A 15,704-nucleotide genomic window follows, 5' to 3' on the forward strand; every position below is an offset into this window, starting at 1 on the left:
GACATTCACGCCATTGCGTGCTGCATCGTCTGCCGGCACGCGGATGAACAACGTCGAGATCTTTCATTACCTGCTGTTGTTGATCTTTGGTGCGGGCGCGCTGACCTGGGTTGCGGAGCGCATTGCGATCCCACCCGCCGTCGTGCTGTTGCTAGGCGGCTGCGTGATTGCGGCCACCGGCAAACGCGTGCCCGAAATGGACCCGAATCTGCTGCTCGCGGCCGTGCTGCCGCCGCTGCTGATGTCGAGTTCGTTCTACACGGCGTGGAAGGACTTCCGGAGCGAACTTGGCACGATCGCTTCGCTCGTGCTCGGCGCGGTGACGTTCACGACCGTCGCGGTTGGCGTCGTCGCGCATGCGGTCAATCCGGGCCTGCCATGGGCCGCCTGCTTCACGCTCGGTGCGATCGTCTCGCCTCCCGACGCAGTGGCCGCGAAGGCGATCCTGCAACGCCACCCGCTGCCCTCGCGGCTCGTGACCGTGCTCGAAGGCGAAAGCCTCGTGAACGACGCGTCGGGCCTGTTGCTCTATCAGATGGCGGTTTCGGCGGCGCTCGCAGCCACGATCACGGTCGCGAGCGGAACGGGACTTTTCTTCACGCTGTCGCTAATCGGCATTGCGGTTGGCCTCGTATGCGGTCAAACCATTTGCTGGCTGCTGCCGCGCCTCGCCGACGCGATGCTCGGCATCGTGCTGACCTTCGTGATGGCCTGGGCAAGCTACGGCATCGCGGACGCCATCGGCGGCTCAGGCGTGCTCGCCGTCGTAACGTGCGGCCTCGTGCTCGGCGTGCGTCAGCACCGGGTGTTCGACGCCGGCATGCGTATCAAGTCCAAGGCCGCGTGGGAAGCGATCGTGTTCGCGCTCGACGCGCTCGTTTTCATCCTGATCGGCCTTGCGCTAAACGGCATCATGGCTCGCGTGAACTACGACGTCGGTGTCCTGATGGCTGGCTTGCACGTCGCGCTGCCCGCAACGGCGGCTGCGATTGCCGCCCGCCTCGTGTGGGTGTTTGCCGCGATCTGGCTGCCGAGCCGCGTGCTCGCGAAGCGCCTGGGCAGCCAGCCCTGGTCGGCCGGCGAGGCCGTCGTGCTGGGATGGGCCGGCATGCGCGGCGTGGTAAGTCTCGCGGCTGCCATTGCGTTGCCAGGCAATTTTCCGGGCCGCGACCTGATCATATTCAGCACCTTCCTGCTCATCATCGCGACGCTCGTCGTGCAGGGCGGCAGTCTTGCGCCACTCATCCGTTTGCTGAATCTGCGCCCACACGTGCGCCAGACCATGTCGGAGCACGAAGCGCGCGCGCGGACGTTCGGGGCATCGCTCGCTGCGCTCGAGAAGATGGGCAAGCATGCACCCGCCGTCGAACGCGCGACGATTGAGCGCCTGCTAGTCGAATACCGCATCCGCGTCACGGCGAACGAAAACGCGCATGCGATGGGCGCCGAACGGGTTGAAGACCGCGCGCGCTTTCTGCGTATCGAACTCAAACTGGTAGGCGTGTCGCGCGAGTCGCTGCTCGATCTGCACCAGGACGGCAAGGTGGACGACGACGTGCTGCATCGCATCGAGTCGGAACTCGATCTCGAAGAGATGCGACTGTTACGCCTGCTCGAACCGTAGAGCCGCCTGACGCGTCCATCACGTACGCGCAGCGGCCAATCGATAAATGTCCGCAGACTCGAGAACGGGTTGCGGCACGCCTGAACGCACGACATTCAGCATGGCGTCGCCAATGATTCCGGTGGTCAGTATGCTGGCGGGCGACAGGCGCCGCAGCAGCACCAGGAGTGGCTTGAGCACGACATACATCCACCGGTAAATGGCGGTGCGCGACTGGATCCCGTCTTCGGGAACGATCGCGGAGGGCCGGAAAATGGCCACCCGCCGAAACGGCAGCCGCTGTAACGCGTTCTCCGTTTCTCCACGGATTCGGGCCCACATCGTCTTGCCCCGCTCGCTGCTGTCCGCGCCGGCCCCCGAGACATACACCATCGTCATGCCTGGACTGCGGGCAAGCAGTTGTCGCGCGAGATGAAGCGTGAGGTCGTAGGTCACCACGCGGTATTCCGGCTCGGACATGCGGAAAGAAGAGACGCCGACGCAGAAAAAGCATGCGTCGACGTTGGCAAATGCATCGTCTGCCGCGTCGAAGCGACTCAGGTCGGGGACGACGAAGACCTTTAGGCGCGGATCCTCGTAGCCAGGCGGCGCGCGCCGGCCCACCACGATGATTTCGGTGACGTCCCGGGCTTTGAGACACGCCCGCAATACGCCCTGCCCAACCATGCCCGTTGCGCCGATCAGGACTACTCGCATAGCGTCACTCCGATGGCCACGCAGGCGATACCGCACCGAAGTCGGCAGCGAGGGTCACAGGTTTCCATGACTGCATCGTCTCGCGGCGCGCCAGTTCTTCGGCTTCGACGACCTGCCAGGCGTCCGAGCCGAGCACGAGGCGCGCGGGGACCGTTGCACGCGAGGCGAGCGCCACGATCAGTTTCGCAATACGCTCAGGATCACCGACTTCATGGCCGACGTAGGCATCGATGAGCGCCTTGAAGTCCCCGAGCGATGCTTCGTAGTCTTGCGGCAGATGCTGCAGCGTCGCGCGGGCCTCATGGCCCCACTCGGTGCGCATACCGCCTGGTTCGAGCGTACAGATGCGGATTCCGAAGGGCGCGACTTCCTTGCTCACGACATCGCTGAATCCGCCTACGGCCCACTTCGCAGCCTGGTAAGCCGAAAGTCCCGGGGTGCTGATGCGGCCGCCTGCCGATGAGATCTGAAAGATGTGGCCACCACCCTGCGCGCGCATCACCGGGATCGCCGCACGAGTCAGGTTCACCACGCCAAAGAGATTGGTCTCGATCTGCGCACGAAAATCTTCGGGTTGTACGTACTCGAATGGCTGAATGTGGCCGTAGCCCGCATTGTTGACCAGCACGTCCAGACGGCCGAAGCGACGCACCGCCTCGGAAACGGCCTCCTTCGCCTGCTGTTCGTTCGTGACATCCAGTTCGACCGTAGCGAGGCGCTCGCCGTAGCGCGTCTGCAAATCTGCGAATCGCGCTGCATCGCGGGCCGTCGCCATTACCTGAGCGCCGTCGGCCAATGCGGCCTCGAGAAGGGAGCGGCCCAAACCTCGGGACGCACCCGTAATCAACCAGACTTTAGACATGATGGTTAGCCTTTGAAATGCACCGTCAGCGGTGACTTTTGCCGAAGATGCGCGCGACCCTCAAACCCTTCCGTGTCGCGCAATTCACACGTCGCCATGCTCACAGTGGATTGAATCCTGCCTTGCCCGCGAACATCACGGATTCGGCGAGGTCCTTTTGCGCCTGCAGTTCCGAGAGACTCCGGGTATAGCCGGCCTCCAGCACCGCATAGGCATCTCCGCCGAGGACGGTGCGCAGCGGCGGCTGTGACATCTGACTGATCGTATAGATGGCGTCGGCCATTTTCACGGGGTCGCCCGATGCGTATTCATCGCCGACCGCCTTGACCTGACGACGCAGCTTGCCGACTGCACCATCCTTGTAAGCATCGAGTTCCTCGGTCCAGCGGATATTTGCCACGAAGCCGGTCTTGATGGAGCCCGGTTCAATGATGATGGTCTTGATGCCAAACTCGGCGATTTCCTGGCTCACCGCCTCGGCGAAACCTTCGAGGCCGAACTTCGCGGCGTGGTACAGCGAGCCACTCGGGAAGGCGCCCCGTCCGCCTACGCTGCTGACGTAGATGAACGTGCCGCGTTTCCTCGCCCTCAACGCAGGGAGGAAGGCGCGCGTGACATGAACAGGCGCGAGCAGATTCAGTCCGATCTGCTGCTCGATATCGGCTTCGCTCATCTCCTCCATGGCGCCGATCACCGCGCCGCCCGCGTTGTTGACGACCACGTCGACATCAGGATGGCGCGCCGCCGCGGCCTGAATCTGCTCGCGATTCATCAAATCGACCGCCTCCAGCACGAGTTGTGTTGGATATTTCTGTTTGAGCGCCTGCATCGCATCGACCCGGCGAACCGCCGCAACGACGGAATGCCCCTCGGCGAGCACCTTTTCCGTGAGAGCGAGTCCCAGCCCGCCGGATGCGCCAGTAATGAACCACTTCTGGACGGACATGATGCCGACCTCCTTTAGCAATGAGCGCGTACGCACTCAATAATCACAAAAAATTTTTACTGCGTGATGGCGCGCCACAGCACGCAAAATCCCAGTTGCCGGTGACGTTCGGCGTCCTTGGGATACTGTTGCACGTACTCAATGATCGAATCGGCAATGTGCTCGATCAGCGATGAGAGAAAGGCGATCGGCGCATCCACCAGCACGCCATCCCGCACCCCGTCCGTCATCATCCGCGACACTTCCAGAAACGCCTGCATACCCTGCACCCTGGTCTCGTCCAATACATACCCCGAGGCCGAGAGCCGCGCGATGGCGAACCGCCCCGCTGGATTGGCAAGCCCCCAGCTCACGTAGCGCTGGAAAACGTGTTCCATGCGCTGCCTGTAGTCCGCATCGTGCGGATAGCCCGGCAACACAGTTTCCGCGAGACTGCGCTTGAGATGCAGATAAAGCTCCTGGAACAGCACCTCCTTGTTCTCGAAGTACGTGAACAAGGTGCCCTCGGCCACGCCTGCACCCCGGGCAATGCTCGAAGTGCTCGCCTGCACCCCCACTTCGGCTACGGCCTGGGTTGCAGACAATAACAGGGCCTGTCGTTTTTCCGGGCTCAAGGGGCGTGCCATCTGAATCAATATAGAGTGAGTACGCGCTCAATTATACACAGGTCCGCACGGCGCGCAACCGCTCGACTTTTGTATGTCGCCACCTCTTGTCAGTGCACATATAAGCCTGTACTTGAAATCCACGTGGGTGCGGCCCTGCCGCATGCGCGGCCGACATTTCTCCTGGCCTCAAGTCCGTACGTATGATTCGCAGCGCTGAGAGCCGACGCGCCTTGCGCACAAAACCCTGCGCTCGCCAAACAGGACAAGCCTGCCAGGCGACTTCCAATTAGCGTCACATCGAATAGCACGAGAATCTGCTCACGGTGAGCGATCTGCGATGTCTTGAGCACGCGTCTAATGCAGCCTGGATGCGCTCGGATCCTTGCAACCAGGAACTGACCGTGGCAGACCAAGGTTCTCACCGCGGAATAACGCAGGGTGGTCTATCGTTTAATTGTTAGGCAACCGCGTCCTCGGCCGCGTGCCTTTTGCTCGGCGGTTTGAATTTGTGGAGCACACCGATGTGCCCTGGTGACGCCGGCGACTCCGCTCGTCGAAACGTCGGAGATACATGCAAGAGTCCATCATGGACAAGCTACCTGGCTTTGGGGCATTACTCATCTATCTCAGCCTTTCTGCCCCCGCGTTCGCGCAAGCATATGACGGTTCACCCGTAGAGGCCGACAGCGCCAATTGCCGCGCGGTCGCCGGGCAGGCGGACATCGACGGTTCGATGCAACAGATCATCGGGCGCGCGTGCCTGCAAAGTGACGGAACATGGCAGTTCGAGCAGAGTTCCGATGGCAGCGTGTTGTGGTATCCGGTTGCCGCCTACCCGTATCCTGACCCGTGGTGGTGGGGGCCGCCGATTTTCATCGGCGCGGGTGTGAGCTTCATCTTCATCGATCGTTTCCATCACTTCCACCATTTCCATCACTTCCATCAACTGGATCACAATCACTTCGGCAAGCCAGTGGGAGCGGGCTTTCACCGCGGACCTTTCCCAGGCGGCAGCATGCGCGGGTTCGGCAGCATGCAAGCGTCCAATGGCACGCGCGGGTTCGGGGGCATGCAAATGTCCAATGGCATGCGCGGCGCCGGCGGCATGCGACGGCGTTAGCCCGACCCGCACGGCAACTCTCCTGGCCGTCAGTTCGCGTTCAAACTAATCGCCGCAAACCCGTACGATTCGAGCAGTTCGACGCCCAATCGCGCCACCTCCGGCTCCTTTTCGCAGCGCGCCGCGATATCCTTGGAGTACGCCTTGAAGCTCGGCAACTCCGTGATGACCGCGGAATCGTCCGCGGCCATATTCACGAAGATGTGGACGAACTCAAGGCCGTTTCTGAACACGGCATAGTAGGCGTTCTCGGGCTTCGTTTCGCGAAGCTCGGCAAACACGGCGCGCGATAGCGCCTCGTTTTCGGCAGCGCATTCCGGCTTGACGACATAACGCACAAAGACAGTTCGTTGCATGATGTTTTCCTTTCAAGGGACTCGACACGGGAGCGTGTCGATAACGCCAAAGACGATGCGGTCCACGCAAAGGATGCGCGGAAGAAATATTTTTTTGCATGCGCATCCTTTGGGTTGCTTTGAACGTCTCTCGTGATATTTGGCTGTATGAAGGAGACTTGAGCCGTGGATTCGGACGGATTGGCACGCTTGATGACAGACCTGCGCCCTCGCCTGCACCGCTATTGCACGCGCATGGTCGGGTCGGCTTTCGATGGAGAAGATGTCGTTCAGGACGCGCTGACCAGTGCTATCCAGGCTTTCCCGGCCGCCGGAGACATTCAGCATCCGGAGAGCTGGTTGTTGCGCATCGCTCACAACGCTGCGCTGGACACCCTGCGCCGCCGCAAGCGCGAGGGCCTGATGGAATCTGGCGAAGCGCTTTCGAATCTGGTCGATCACGGAGCGCAGGCCGATGCGAGAGTTGCGGCGGCGGCCAGTCTCGCGAATTTCATGCATCTCTCGACCATCCAGCGCTCGACCGTGGTCCTGACGGATGTCCTCGGCTACTCGCTCGCCGAGACGGCTGACCTGCTCGGCGTCAGCCTTTCCGCCGTCAAGGCGGCGTTGCACCGTGGCCGGGGGCGGTTGCAGGAACTCCTCGCAACGCCGGACTATTCGATGCCTGGCTTGAGCGAGGCCGATCGCGAGCGTCTGCGCAGCTATACCGACCGATTCAACGCCCGCGACTTCGACGCGCTTCGCGATCTGCTCTCCGAGGAAGTGCGGCTCGATCTCGTCAACCGGACCCGCCTTGCCGGGCGCAAGGACGTGTCGGTCTATTTCACGCGTTACGAGCAGAACCTCAATTGCCGGCTGGCTGTGGGCTGCGCGGAGGGGCGGCCGGTCCTGCTCGCCAGTGACCCGACGGTGGCCACCGCCGATATCGCGTACGTGATCGTGCTCGACTGGGCTGAAGATCGCATCGTCGCCATCCGCGACTTCCGGTACGCGCCTTACGTGATGGAAAGTCTCGTCGTGCAACGCGTATGATGCGCGCAAACCGTTTTCGGACTGGTGTCGATTCTCGGCGGTGGTACCCGTGGCGGCGAAAAGAACCGCGTGTCGCCCAAAGTTCAGCCATGAGCAAAGCCTTCCATAAGGCCCATGATCTGCCAGCCGCCACGAGGCGCTAAACGACGGCTGTGCCTTTTTGTATGTCGCCCCCCCTATCGCCACAATTAGAGTAATGCCTTCACCAATATCGTTAAATTACGATATATGATTCGTCCTGTAGCGATGCAATTCCGCGCACGCCACCCGGCGTGCCGGTTGCCGATTCACCCTGACCCCATCCACATGACGCCCGATTTCGACGCGATCCACAAAGCGCTGGCCAACCCGGTCCGCCGGGAGATTCTCGGCTGGCTGCGCGAGCCGTACGCGCATTTTGCCGATCAGGAGCTGCCGCTCGACCACGGCGTGTGCGCGGGCAAGATCGACGCGCGCTGCGGCCTGTCGCAGTCCACCGTGTCGGCGCACCTCGCCGCGTTACAGCGCGCGGGGCTCGTCACGTCGAAACGGGTCGGTCAATGGGTGTTCTTCAAACGCAATGAGCCCGTCATTCAGGCGTTCCTCGAATACATGAACGCGAAGCTCTGAGCGCCGCATCCGCATCGCCGCGCTTCCTTTTTCACGCAGTTTTTTTGAGGCTCGGGCCCTGCCCGCCGCCAAAGGTGAACTCTTATGCCGACTCTTTTCGATCCGCTGCAAATTGGCGATATCACGCTGCCGAACCGCATCATCATGGCGCCGCTCACGCGTCAGCGCGCCGAGGAAATCCGCGTGCCGAACGCGCTGATGGCGCGCTACTACGCCGAACGCGCGAGCGCCGGCCTGATCCTCAGCGAAGCGACGTCGGTCACGCCCCAGGGCATCGGCTACGCCGACACGCCGGGCATCTGGTCGCAGGAGCAGGTCGAAGGCTGGAAGCTCGTCACCCAGGCCGTGCACGACGCGGGCGGCAAGATCTTCCTGCAACTGTGGCACGTCGGCCGCATTTCCGACCCGGTGTTCCTGAACGGCGAGCTGCCGGTCGCGCCGAGCGCGATCGCGGCCGGCGGTCACGTGAGCCTCGTGCGTCCCGAGCGCCCGTTCGTGACGCCGCGCGCGCTCGAACTCGATGAAATCGCCGGTGTCGTCGAAGCATTCCGTAAGGGCGCGGAAAACGCGAAGGCCGCGGGTTTCGACGGCGTCGAAGTGCACGGCGCGAACGGCTATCTGCTCGACCAGTTCCTGCAGGACAGCACCAACAAGCGTACCGATGCCTACGGCGGGCCGATCGAAAACCGCGCGCGTCTGCTGCTCGAAGTCACCGACGCGTGCATCAGCGTGTGGGGCGCTAACCGCGTCGGCGTGCATCTCGCGCCGCGCCGCGACGCACATACGATGGGCGACTCCGATCCGGCCGCGACGTTCGGCTATGTCGCGCGTGAACTGGGCAAGCGCAAGATCGCGTTTATCGCGGCACGCGAAGCGCTCGGCGACGACCGCCTCGGCCCACAGCTGAAGCAAGCGTTCGGCGGCCCGTACATCGCAAACGAGAAGTTCACGAAGGAAAGCGCGCAACAGGTACTCGACGCGGGCGAAGCGGATGCGGTGGCCTGGGGTCAGCTGTACATCGCGAATCCGGATCTGGTGCGCCGCTTCGCAGAAGATGCGCCGCTGAACAAGCCGGTTCCGGCGACGTACTACGCGCGCGGCGAAGTCGGCTACACCGATTATCCGGCGCTGGAAACGGTGTAACCGGTAGTTGCGGCGGGCTCATGCTCGCCGTATGGAATGACGAAGCAAAACGGCGGGCGTGACTGAGTTTCAGTCACGCCCGCCGTTTTTGTGTGCGCTAGACGAGATCGCGCCGCATGAACACCCGTTTCGATTCATCGAGCCCGCGCGCGATATGCGCGTCGCGCCGCGCCAGCAACGCTGCATCGAGCTCCGACGTGTCGAGGTCGCGAAACCCGAGCCGCCGGTAGTACGGCGCATTCCACGGCACGTCGAGATACGTCGACAGCACGAGCTGCGTCAGTTGGCGCAGGCGCGCGATTCGAGCGACCTCTTCGATCAATGCCGCGCCGATGCGCCTGCCCGCGTGCGAGGTCAGCACATCGAGCTCCTGAATGTAGATGCGCGTGGGCTGCGGCTCGAACATCACGAAGCCCGCACAGGTCGCCTGTTGGTCGAGCGCGACGATGATCTCGCGCGCGTCGATCTTGCGCTCGACGATCTCGCGCGCCATCGGCGGCGCGTCGGCAACGCCGGTCATGCCGACGCTGACGAAACGCAGACCCGCTTCGAATTCGATTGCGCGAATCGTTTCGGCCTCGTGCGGTGCGGCAAAACGGAAGGTGATGGCGGGATCGTGCGGCATGGCCTTGCGTCTGAAGAGGACCGTCCGAGTTTGACATCGGGGCCGCAACCTCGACAAGCGACAACCGGCATAAACTCGCGGATGCTCCCTGCGCGCTCGCTCGCGGGACTACACTCATCACTTCCCGACACCACCCGAGCCCCGCGCCACGATGAACCTGATGAATGTGCTGCAGATCGCGCTGCACCTGGACCAGCATCTGAGCGCGCTGATCGTGCAATTCGGCACGGCAATCTACGCACTGCTGTTCGTCGTCGTGTTCGTCGAATACGGCTTCCTGCCGCTGTTCTTCCTGCCCGGCGATCCGCTGATCTTCATCTGCGGCGCGCTCGCGGCCACGGGCGCATTGAACGTGTGGATCATAGCGCCCGTACTGTTCGTCGCGACGGTGGGCGGCAGCATCGTCGGCTATGGGATCGGCCGGGCGGTCGGCGACAAGGTCTATACCCGCAACTACTACTGGCTCAACCGCGACGCGCTGCGCCGTGCACACGCGTTCAGCGAGACGCGCGGCCGCCTGACCTTCCTGCTGTCGCCGTTCATCGCCGTGGTGCGCACCTTCGCGCCGTTCGCCGCGGGCGTGTCGCGCATGACGTCCTCGCGCTTCGTCGCGTTCGTCACCGCGGGCGCGGCGCTCTGGGTCGTGTCGCTGATCGCGGCCGGCTATCTGTTCGGCAACGTGCCGGTGGTGCGCGAGCACCTGAGTTCGCTGGTGCTGCTGGGCCTCGCGCTCGGTGGCGCGATGCTGGCCGGCGGCGCGATATGGCGCTTTTTCAACCGGCGGATGCGGGCACGGTGAGGCCGTCCTGGTGACGCTCCCGAGCACGGTCGTCTGTCGTTTCCAAACTTGACCCGCGCAAGATACGAAGGTAACCTTAGCAGGATACCTTCACATCATGTCGCTGCCGGGCTCACCCCATGAGCAAATCCCTTCCCCCGGTTACGCCGGAAGAACTTCATTCGCTGGCCGAAGATCTGCGCGTGCTGGCGGGTAAGCTGCGCCGGCGTCTGCGTGAAGAGTCGCATGTCGGCGACTTCACGCCGTCGCAGGTGCAGGTGCTGAACCTGCTGGAGCGCGAAGGCCCGGCCACGGTCACCGCGCTCGCGCGCGCGCACGGCATGCGTCCGCAATCGATGGGAGAAACGCTCGCAGTATTGAAAGCCGCTGGGCTCGTCAGCGGCGCGCCCGATCCTGACGACGGAAGGCAGACGGTTCTGTCGCTCACGCCTTCGTTTCGCAAGAAGGTCAGGGCGAGCCGCGCGGCGCGTGAAGACTGGCTGTTTCGCACGATTCAAACGCGCTTCACGGCGACCGAACAGCAACAACTCGCGACGGGCGTCGGTCTGCTGAAACGCCTCGTCGATCTGTAACCCGCAATTCGCGCGCACGCGTCTCGTCACTCGCAGGAGCACACCATGGCACTCACCACTCTCGACGCCCGGACCGCACTGGTCGTCATCGATCTGCAGCGCGGCATCGTCGCATTGCCAACCGCCCATCCGGCCGGCGAAGTCGTCGAGCGCTCGGTTAGGCTGCTCGACGCGTTCCGCCGCCACGGCCTGCCCGTCGTGCTCGTGAACGTCGCCGGCGGCGCACCGGGCCGCGCCGACCAGGGCCGCCACACCGGCGACTTCCCGCCCGGCTTCACCGATCTGCTGCCCGAGCTCAAACAGCAGGCGTCGGACCATCTGGTCACGAAGCGCACCTGGGGCGCCTTCACCAACACCGATCTCGCCGCGTATCTGCAGCAGCAAGGCGTCACGCAAGTGGTGCTCGCCGGTATCGCGACCAGCATCGGCATCGAATCGACCGCGCGCTTCGCGAGCGAACTCGGCCTGAACGTCACGCTGGTCGTCGACGCGATGACCGATCTGCACGCCGACGCGCACACCAACAGCATCACGCGCATCTTCCCGCGCCTCGGCGAGACCGGCACGACGCAGGAACTGCTCGATCTGCTCGAAAGCTCGAGGGCTTGAGTCCGCATTCGAGCGTGCCCCCTGCCCGCATGCGGCCCACCCCGCGTTGAGGAAACCCCTGTTGTGAGCACCACGTTCCGTTCGCTGCGCATTTTCAACTACCGCGTCTGGGCGAGCGGCGCGATCGTCTCGAACATCGGCACGTGGATGCAGCGAACGGCGCAGGACTGGCTCGTGCTCACCGGGCTCACGCATCACAACGCGACGGCAGTGGGCATCGTGATGTCACTGCAGTTCGGGCCGCAGATGCTGTTGCTGCCTCTCACCGGCTACACGGCCGATCACTTCGATCGCCGCAAGCTGCTGTTCGCGACGCAGGCGGCAATGGGCACGCTGGCGCTCGCGCTCGGTCTGCTCACCGTCACCGGGCTTGTGCAGCTCTGGCACGTCTATGTGTTCGCGGGGCTGCTCGGCTGCGTGACCGCGTTCGATTCCCCCGCGCGCCAGACCTTCGTGTCCGACCTCGTCGGCGAACGCGATCTCGCCAATGCGGTCGCGCTGAACTCCACGTCGTTCAACGCCGCGCGCATGCTCGGGCCGGCGGTCGCGGGTCTCCTGATCGCCTCGGTCGGCAGCGGCTGGGTGTTCCTGATCAACGCGTTGTCGTTCGTCGCCGTGCTCGGCGCGTTGCGCATGCTGCGGCTCGACCAGCTGCATATCAAGCCGCGCAATGTGCGCTCGCGGGGCAGTTTCGTCGAAGGCTTCAAATACGTCTGGACGCGCCCCGATCTGAAAGCGGCGCTCCTGATGCTGTTCCTGATCGGCACCTTCGGCCTGAACTTCCCGATCTTCATCTCCACGATGTCCGTCACCGCGTTCCGTGCGGGCGCGGGCGAGTACGGCGTGCTCAGTTCAACGATGGCGATCGGCTCGGTCACCGGCGCCCTGCTCGCGGCGCGCCGCGCGCGGCCCACGATGGCGCTACTGCTCGGTGCCGGCGCGATGTTCGGCGTCGGCTGCACGGCGGCCGCGCTGATGCCGAACTATGTGCTGTTCGGCATCGTGCTGATCGCGATCGGCGTGTCGACGCAGACTTTCACCACCTCGACGAATAGCCTCGTGCAACTGACCACCGAGCCTGCGATGCGCGGCCGCGTCATCGCGATTCTGCTGGCGATCGCGCTCGGCGGCACACCGCTCGGCGCGCCGGTGGTCGGCTGGGTCGCCGACCGTTTCGGCCCGCGCTGGGCGCTAGGCGTCGGCGCGGCATCGGGCTTCGGCGCGGCGCTCGTCGGTCTCGTCTATCTGATGCGATGCCGGCAACTGCGTTTCCATCGCGAAGGCTGGCGCCTGCGTTACAGCATCGAGGACCCACGGCCAGTCACGACCACGGTCATTGCGGACTCCGCAGCAACGGTTCAGCGCGGCGAGCTGGACGAGGCGGAAGAGGATACGGCTTCGAGCGTATGACAGTGCCCGCGAGCGAGCGCCGGACCCAGCCAGGCGCCGCTCAGAATCCGCCCACGCCGCGCGTCACCAGCGCATACGGCCCGCGCGTCAGCTGCTCCCTGAGAAACTCGATGCACACCTGAATCCGCGCGGACGACGACAAGCGCTCGGCCGTCACGGCCCACACGTCGGCGGACTGCTGATAGTCGGGCAGCACGCGCACGAGTTCGCCCGCACGCAGGCTCCCGGCCACGTCCCAGATCGACACCATCACGATGCCGTAGCCGTCCCTCGCCCACTGCACGACGATGTCGCTCAGATTCGACGCGACCGTGCCCGTCACCTTCACGGTCTTTTCTCCATCCGGCCCGGTGAGACGCCAGACGCCGAAGCGGTCGTCGCGGCCGCGAAACAGCAGGCAATCGTGGCCGGTCAGATCGTTGAGTTCGACGGGCGCGCCGCGCCGTTCGACGTAAGCCGGCGACGCACACAGAATGCGCGCGCTCTCGACCATCTTGTGCGCGATCAGATGCGGCTCCTGCACGTCGCCGACGCGAACGTCGATGTCGAAGTTCTCGCCGACGACATCCGCGCGCCGATCCAGCAGTTCGAGCCAGATTTCGAGGTTCGGGTGGCGCTCGCGCAGCATCGCGAGAATCGGCGATACGTGCTTGCGGCCGAGCCGCAAGCTCGTGCTGATGCGCAGCAGACCGCTCAGCTCGGTGCGGCGATCGGCGAACGCGTCGGCCATGCCCTGCACGTCGTCGAGAATTTTTTGCGCCCACTGCAGGGCGGCTTCGCCGTCGCTCGTCACACTGACGCGGCGCGTGGTGCGCTGAAACAGCTTGACGCCGAGACCAGCTTCGAGCATCGCGATGCGCTTGCTCACATGCGACGGCGACAGCCCCATCTCCGTCGACGCCGCGACAAAACTGCCGCGCCGCGCAATATGACAGAACAGCTGCAGATCACGCAGGAACGATTCATTCGTGGCTGTGAGCGCATTCTGATTTTGCATCTGGACGCATTGTGTCGGTGCAGAACGCTATTACCCTAGCTCCAACGGATTGGCTGGGCAAGAGGAAGTCGTTTGAATGCCGGTTTGAGTGCCATGCCCTGGACACCCGGCTCAGTGGTTAACCCGTAGTGCGCCGCGGCAGCTTGCGCGATGCGTCGATCCATACCGTTATGCCGCACCGCGGCAGCGAGACCAGGAAAATCCTGGCTTGCGCGGCGCCCGTTTAAAGGAGCCAATGAGTCAGCCGTAGAAGCTGACAAAAACATTTCCCGTTCAGGAGACGACATGCAAACGAACGCAACGGCAAGCAGCGGGCATGGCTCGCAGGCTCGCAAGGCAACCGCCAGCGGCTGGATCGGCTCGGCACTCGAGTACTACGATTTCTTCATCTACGCGCAGGCCGCCGCGCTGATCTTTCCGCAGCTGTTCTTCCCTTCCGGCAACCCAAAGATCGCGATCGTCGCATCGCTCGCCACCTACGGCGTCGGCTACGTCGCGCGGCCGATCGGCGCGGTCGTGCTCGGGCACTGGGGCGACACGCACGGGCGCAAGAACGTGCTGCTCGTCTGCATGTTCCTGATGGGTCTATCGACGATGGCGGTCGGTCTGCTGCCGACCTATCAGCGGGTCGGCTTTCTCGCGCCGGTGCTGCTCGTCGTGCTGCGGCTGATCCAGGGCTTCGCGGTTGCCGGTGAAATTTCAGGCGCCAGCTCGATGATCCTCGAACACGCGCCATTCGGGCGACGCGGATTTTACGCGAGCTTCACGCTGCAAGGCGTGCAGGCTGGCCAGATTCTCGCCGCCGCGGTATTCCTGCCTCTCGCCTATTTCATGAACGATGCCTCGTTCAACGCGTGGGGCTGGCGCGTCCCGTTCCTGCTCAGCGCGTTCGTGCTGATCGCCGGCTACATCATCCGCCGCGAAGTCGAGGAAACACCCGCGTTCGAGAAGGAAGACGCGAGCGGCGGCGTGCCGCGCTCGCCGGTCGTCGAAGCGTTCAAGTACAACTGGCGCGACATGCTGCGCGTCGTGCTGTGTTCGTTGATGAACGTGATCCCGGTCGTCGCGACGATTTTCGGCGCGGCGTACGCAGTGCAGCCGTCGTACGGCATCGGTTTTTCGAAGAGCCTGTATCTGTGGATTCCGGTGATCGGCAACATCGTCGCGGTGCTCGTGATTCCGTACGTGGGCAATCTGTCGGACCGGATCGGGCGGCGTCTGCCGATCATCGTCGGCTCGCTCGGCGCCGGGCTGCTTTCTTTTGCGTATCTGTACGCGATCAGCATCCACAACGTGCCGCTCGCGATGGTGATGTCGATCCTGATGTGGGGCGTCATCTATCAAGGCTACAACGCGATCTTCCCGAGCTTCTACCCGGAACTGTTCCCGACGCGCTCGCGCGTCTCCGCCATGGCGATCGGCCAGAACATCGGCACGATGATCACCGCGCTACTGCCGGCTCTGTTCGCCTACGTCGCGCCGCCGGGATCGCACAACGTGCCGCTCACGATCGGCGCGATCACGTTCGGCATCACGATCGTCTGCGCGATCGCCGCATGGAGCGCACGTGAAAACTTCCGCGTGCGGTTGAGCGACCTCGGCGAAAAGAACGTCGAACCGATCGACAAACTCAGCTACGACGCGATGCGCGCACAAAGCATGGCCGAAGCGAAAAAGGCCGTTGCCTGAGCCCGCT

Annotated in this window: 17 protein-coding genes; 10 read left to right on the plus strand and 7 right to left on the minus strand. The window is 63.7% G+C overall.

Annotation, left to right across the window (positions count from 1 at the left end; translation table 11 throughout):
* Window positions 1–43 precede the first annotated feature (43 nt).
* Window positions 44–1,624, plus strand: coding sequence for a Na+/H+ antiporter (locus L0U81_RS22945; protein WP_233805781.1), 1,581 nt, complete (start codon window positions 44–46; stop codon window positions 1,622–1,624).
* Window positions 1,625–1,642: 18 nt separating this feature from the next.
* Here the strand turns inward: L0U81_RS22945 and L0U81_RS22950 are convergent, their stop codons facing one another.
* From L0U81_RS22950 to L0U81_RS22965, 4 genes are all read right to left on the minus strand, one after another.
* Entirely contained in the window at window positions 1,643–2,320 is a 678-nt protein-coding gene (locus tag L0U81_RS22950) for an NAD-dependent epimerase/dehydratase family protein (protein WP_233805782.1), read from the minus strand.
* Window positions 2,321–2,324: 4 nt separating this feature from the next.
* Complete coding sequence (locus L0U81_RS22955) at window positions 2,325–3,182, minus strand: SDR family NAD(P)-dependent oxidoreductase (protein WP_233805783.1); 858 nt, start codon at window positions 3,180–3,182, stop codon at window positions 2,325–2,327.
* Window positions 3,183–3,282: 100 nt separating this feature from the next.
* Window positions 3,283–4,128: an SDR family NAD(P)-dependent oxidoreductase gene (locus L0U81_RS22960; RefSeq protein ID WP_233805784.1), complete on the minus strand. Its 846-nt coding sequence runs from the start codon at window positions 4,126–4,128 to the stop codon at window positions 3,283–3,285.
* A 56-nt stretch (window positions 4,129–4,184) separates the two neighbouring features.
* The gene (locus tag L0U81_RS22965) at window positions 4,185–4,742 is read right to left on the minus strand and encodes a TetR/AcrR family transcriptional regulator (protein ID WP_233805785.1); all 558 of its coding nucleotides are present in this window, start codon (window positions 4,740–4,742) and stop codon (window positions 4,185–4,187) included.
* 580 nt (window positions 4,743–5,322) lie between these two features.
* Between L0U81_RS22965 and L0U81_RS22970 the strand changes: the two genes are divergently transcribed.
* Window positions 5,323–5,856, plus strand: a complete 534-nt coding sequence (locus L0U81_RS22970; RefSeq protein ID WP_233807905.1) for a hypothetical protein — start codon at window positions 5,323–5,325, stop codon at window positions 5,854–5,856.
* 29 nt (window positions 5,857–5,885) lie between these two features.
* Here L0U81_RS22970 and L0U81_RS22975 read toward each other — a convergent pair whose 3' ends face one another.
* Complete coding sequence (locus tag L0U81_RS22975; RefSeq protein ID WP_233805786.1) at window positions 5,886–6,212, minus strand: hypothetical protein; 327 nt, start codon at window positions 6,210–6,212, stop codon at window positions 5,886–5,888.
* Between the two features lie 165 nt (window positions 6,213–6,377).
* Here L0U81_RS22975 and L0U81_RS22980 point away from each other — a divergent pair, with 165 nt between their 5' ends.
* The 3 genes from L0U81_RS22980 (at window position 6,378) to L0U81_RS22990 (ending at window position 8,996) form a co-directional block, all read left to right on the plus strand.
* Window positions 6,378–7,244: a sigma-70 family RNA polymerase sigma factor gene (locus L0U81_RS22980; RefSeq protein WP_233805787.1), complete on the plus strand. Its 867-nt coding sequence runs from the start codon at window positions 6,378–6,380 to the stop codon at window positions 7,242–7,244.
* Window positions 7,245–7,550: 306 nt separating this feature from the next.
* Window positions 7,551–7,853 carry an ArsR/SmtB family transcription factor gene (locus L0U81_RS22985; protein ID WP_008921901.1) on the plus strand — a complete coding sequence of 101 codons (303 nt, stop codon included), beginning with the start codon at window positions 7,551–7,553 and terminating at the stop codon, window positions 7,851–7,853.
* A gap of 84 nt (window positions 7,854–7,937) precedes the next feature.
* Window positions 7,938–8,996 carry an alkene reductase gene (locus L0U81_RS22990; protein ID WP_233805788.1) on the plus strand — a complete coding sequence of 353 codons (1,059 nt, stop codon included), beginning with the start codon at window positions 7,938–7,940 and terminating at the stop codon, window positions 8,994–8,996.
* Window positions 8,997–9,093: 97 nt separating this feature from the next.
* Here the strand turns inward: L0U81_RS22990 and L0U81_RS22995 are convergent, their stop codons facing one another.
* Complete coding sequence (locus tag L0U81_RS22995) at window positions 9,094–9,621, minus strand: GNAT family N-acetyltransferase (RefSeq protein WP_233805789.1); 528 nt, start codon at window positions 9,619–9,621, stop codon at window positions 9,094–9,096.
* Between the two features lie 151 nt (window positions 9,622–9,772).
* On the opposite strand from L0U81_RS22995, the gene L0U81_RS23000 reads away from it, so the two are divergent.
* From L0U81_RS23000 to L0U81_RS23015, 4 genes are all read left to right on the plus strand, one after another.
* The gene (locus L0U81_RS23000) at window positions 9,773–10,420 is read left to right on the plus strand and encodes a VTT domain-containing protein (RefSeq protein ID WP_233805790.1); all 648 of its coding nucleotides are present in this window, start codon (window positions 9,773–9,775) and stop codon (window positions 10,418–10,420) included.
* 119 nt (window positions 10,421–10,539) lie between these two features.
* Window positions 10,540–10,992 carry a MarR family winged helix-turn-helix transcriptional regulator gene (locus tag L0U81_RS23005; RefSeq protein ID WP_233805791.1) on the plus strand — a complete coding sequence of 151 codons (453 nt, stop codon included), beginning with the start codon at window positions 10,540–10,542 and terminating at the stop codon, window positions 10,990–10,992.
* A 45-nt stretch (window positions 10,993–11,037) separates the two neighbouring features.
* On the plus strand, window positions 11,038–11,601 hold the full coding sequence (locus L0U81_RS23010) for an isochorismatase family protein (RefSeq protein ID WP_233805792.1): 564 nt from the start codon (window positions 11,038–11,040) through the stop codon (window positions 11,599–11,601).
* 63 nt (window positions 11,602–11,664) lie between these two features.
* Window positions 11,665–13,011 carry an MFS transporter gene (locus L0U81_RS23015; RefSeq protein WP_233805793.1) on the plus strand — a complete coding sequence of 449 codons (1,347 nt, stop codon included), beginning with the start codon at window positions 11,665–11,667 and terminating at the stop codon, window positions 13,009–13,011.
* 40 nt (window positions 13,012–13,051) lie between these two features.
* On the opposite strand, the gene L0U81_RS23020 is transcribed toward L0U81_RS23015, so the two are convergent.
* Entirely contained in the window at window positions 13,052–14,008 is a 957-nt protein-coding gene (locus L0U81_RS23020) for a LysR family transcriptional regulator (protein WP_233805794.1), read from the minus strand.
* A 285-nt stretch (window positions 14,009–14,293) separates the two neighbouring features.
* Here L0U81_RS23020 and L0U81_RS23025 point away from each other — a divergent pair, with 285 nt between their 5' ends.
* Window positions 14,294–15,697 carry an MFS transporter gene (locus L0U81_RS23025; RefSeq protein WP_233805795.1) on the plus strand — a complete coding sequence of 468 codons (1,404 nt, stop codon included), beginning with the start codon at window positions 14,294–14,296 and terminating at the stop codon, window positions 15,695–15,697.
* Window positions 15,698–15,704: the final 7 nt, after the last annotated feature.

The sequence above is a fragment of the Paraburkholderia sp. HP33-1 genome (genome assembly GCF_021390595.1).
Classification (GTDB): domain Bacteria; phylum Pseudomonadota; class Gammaproteobacteria; order Burkholderiales; family Burkholderiaceae; genus Paraburkholderia.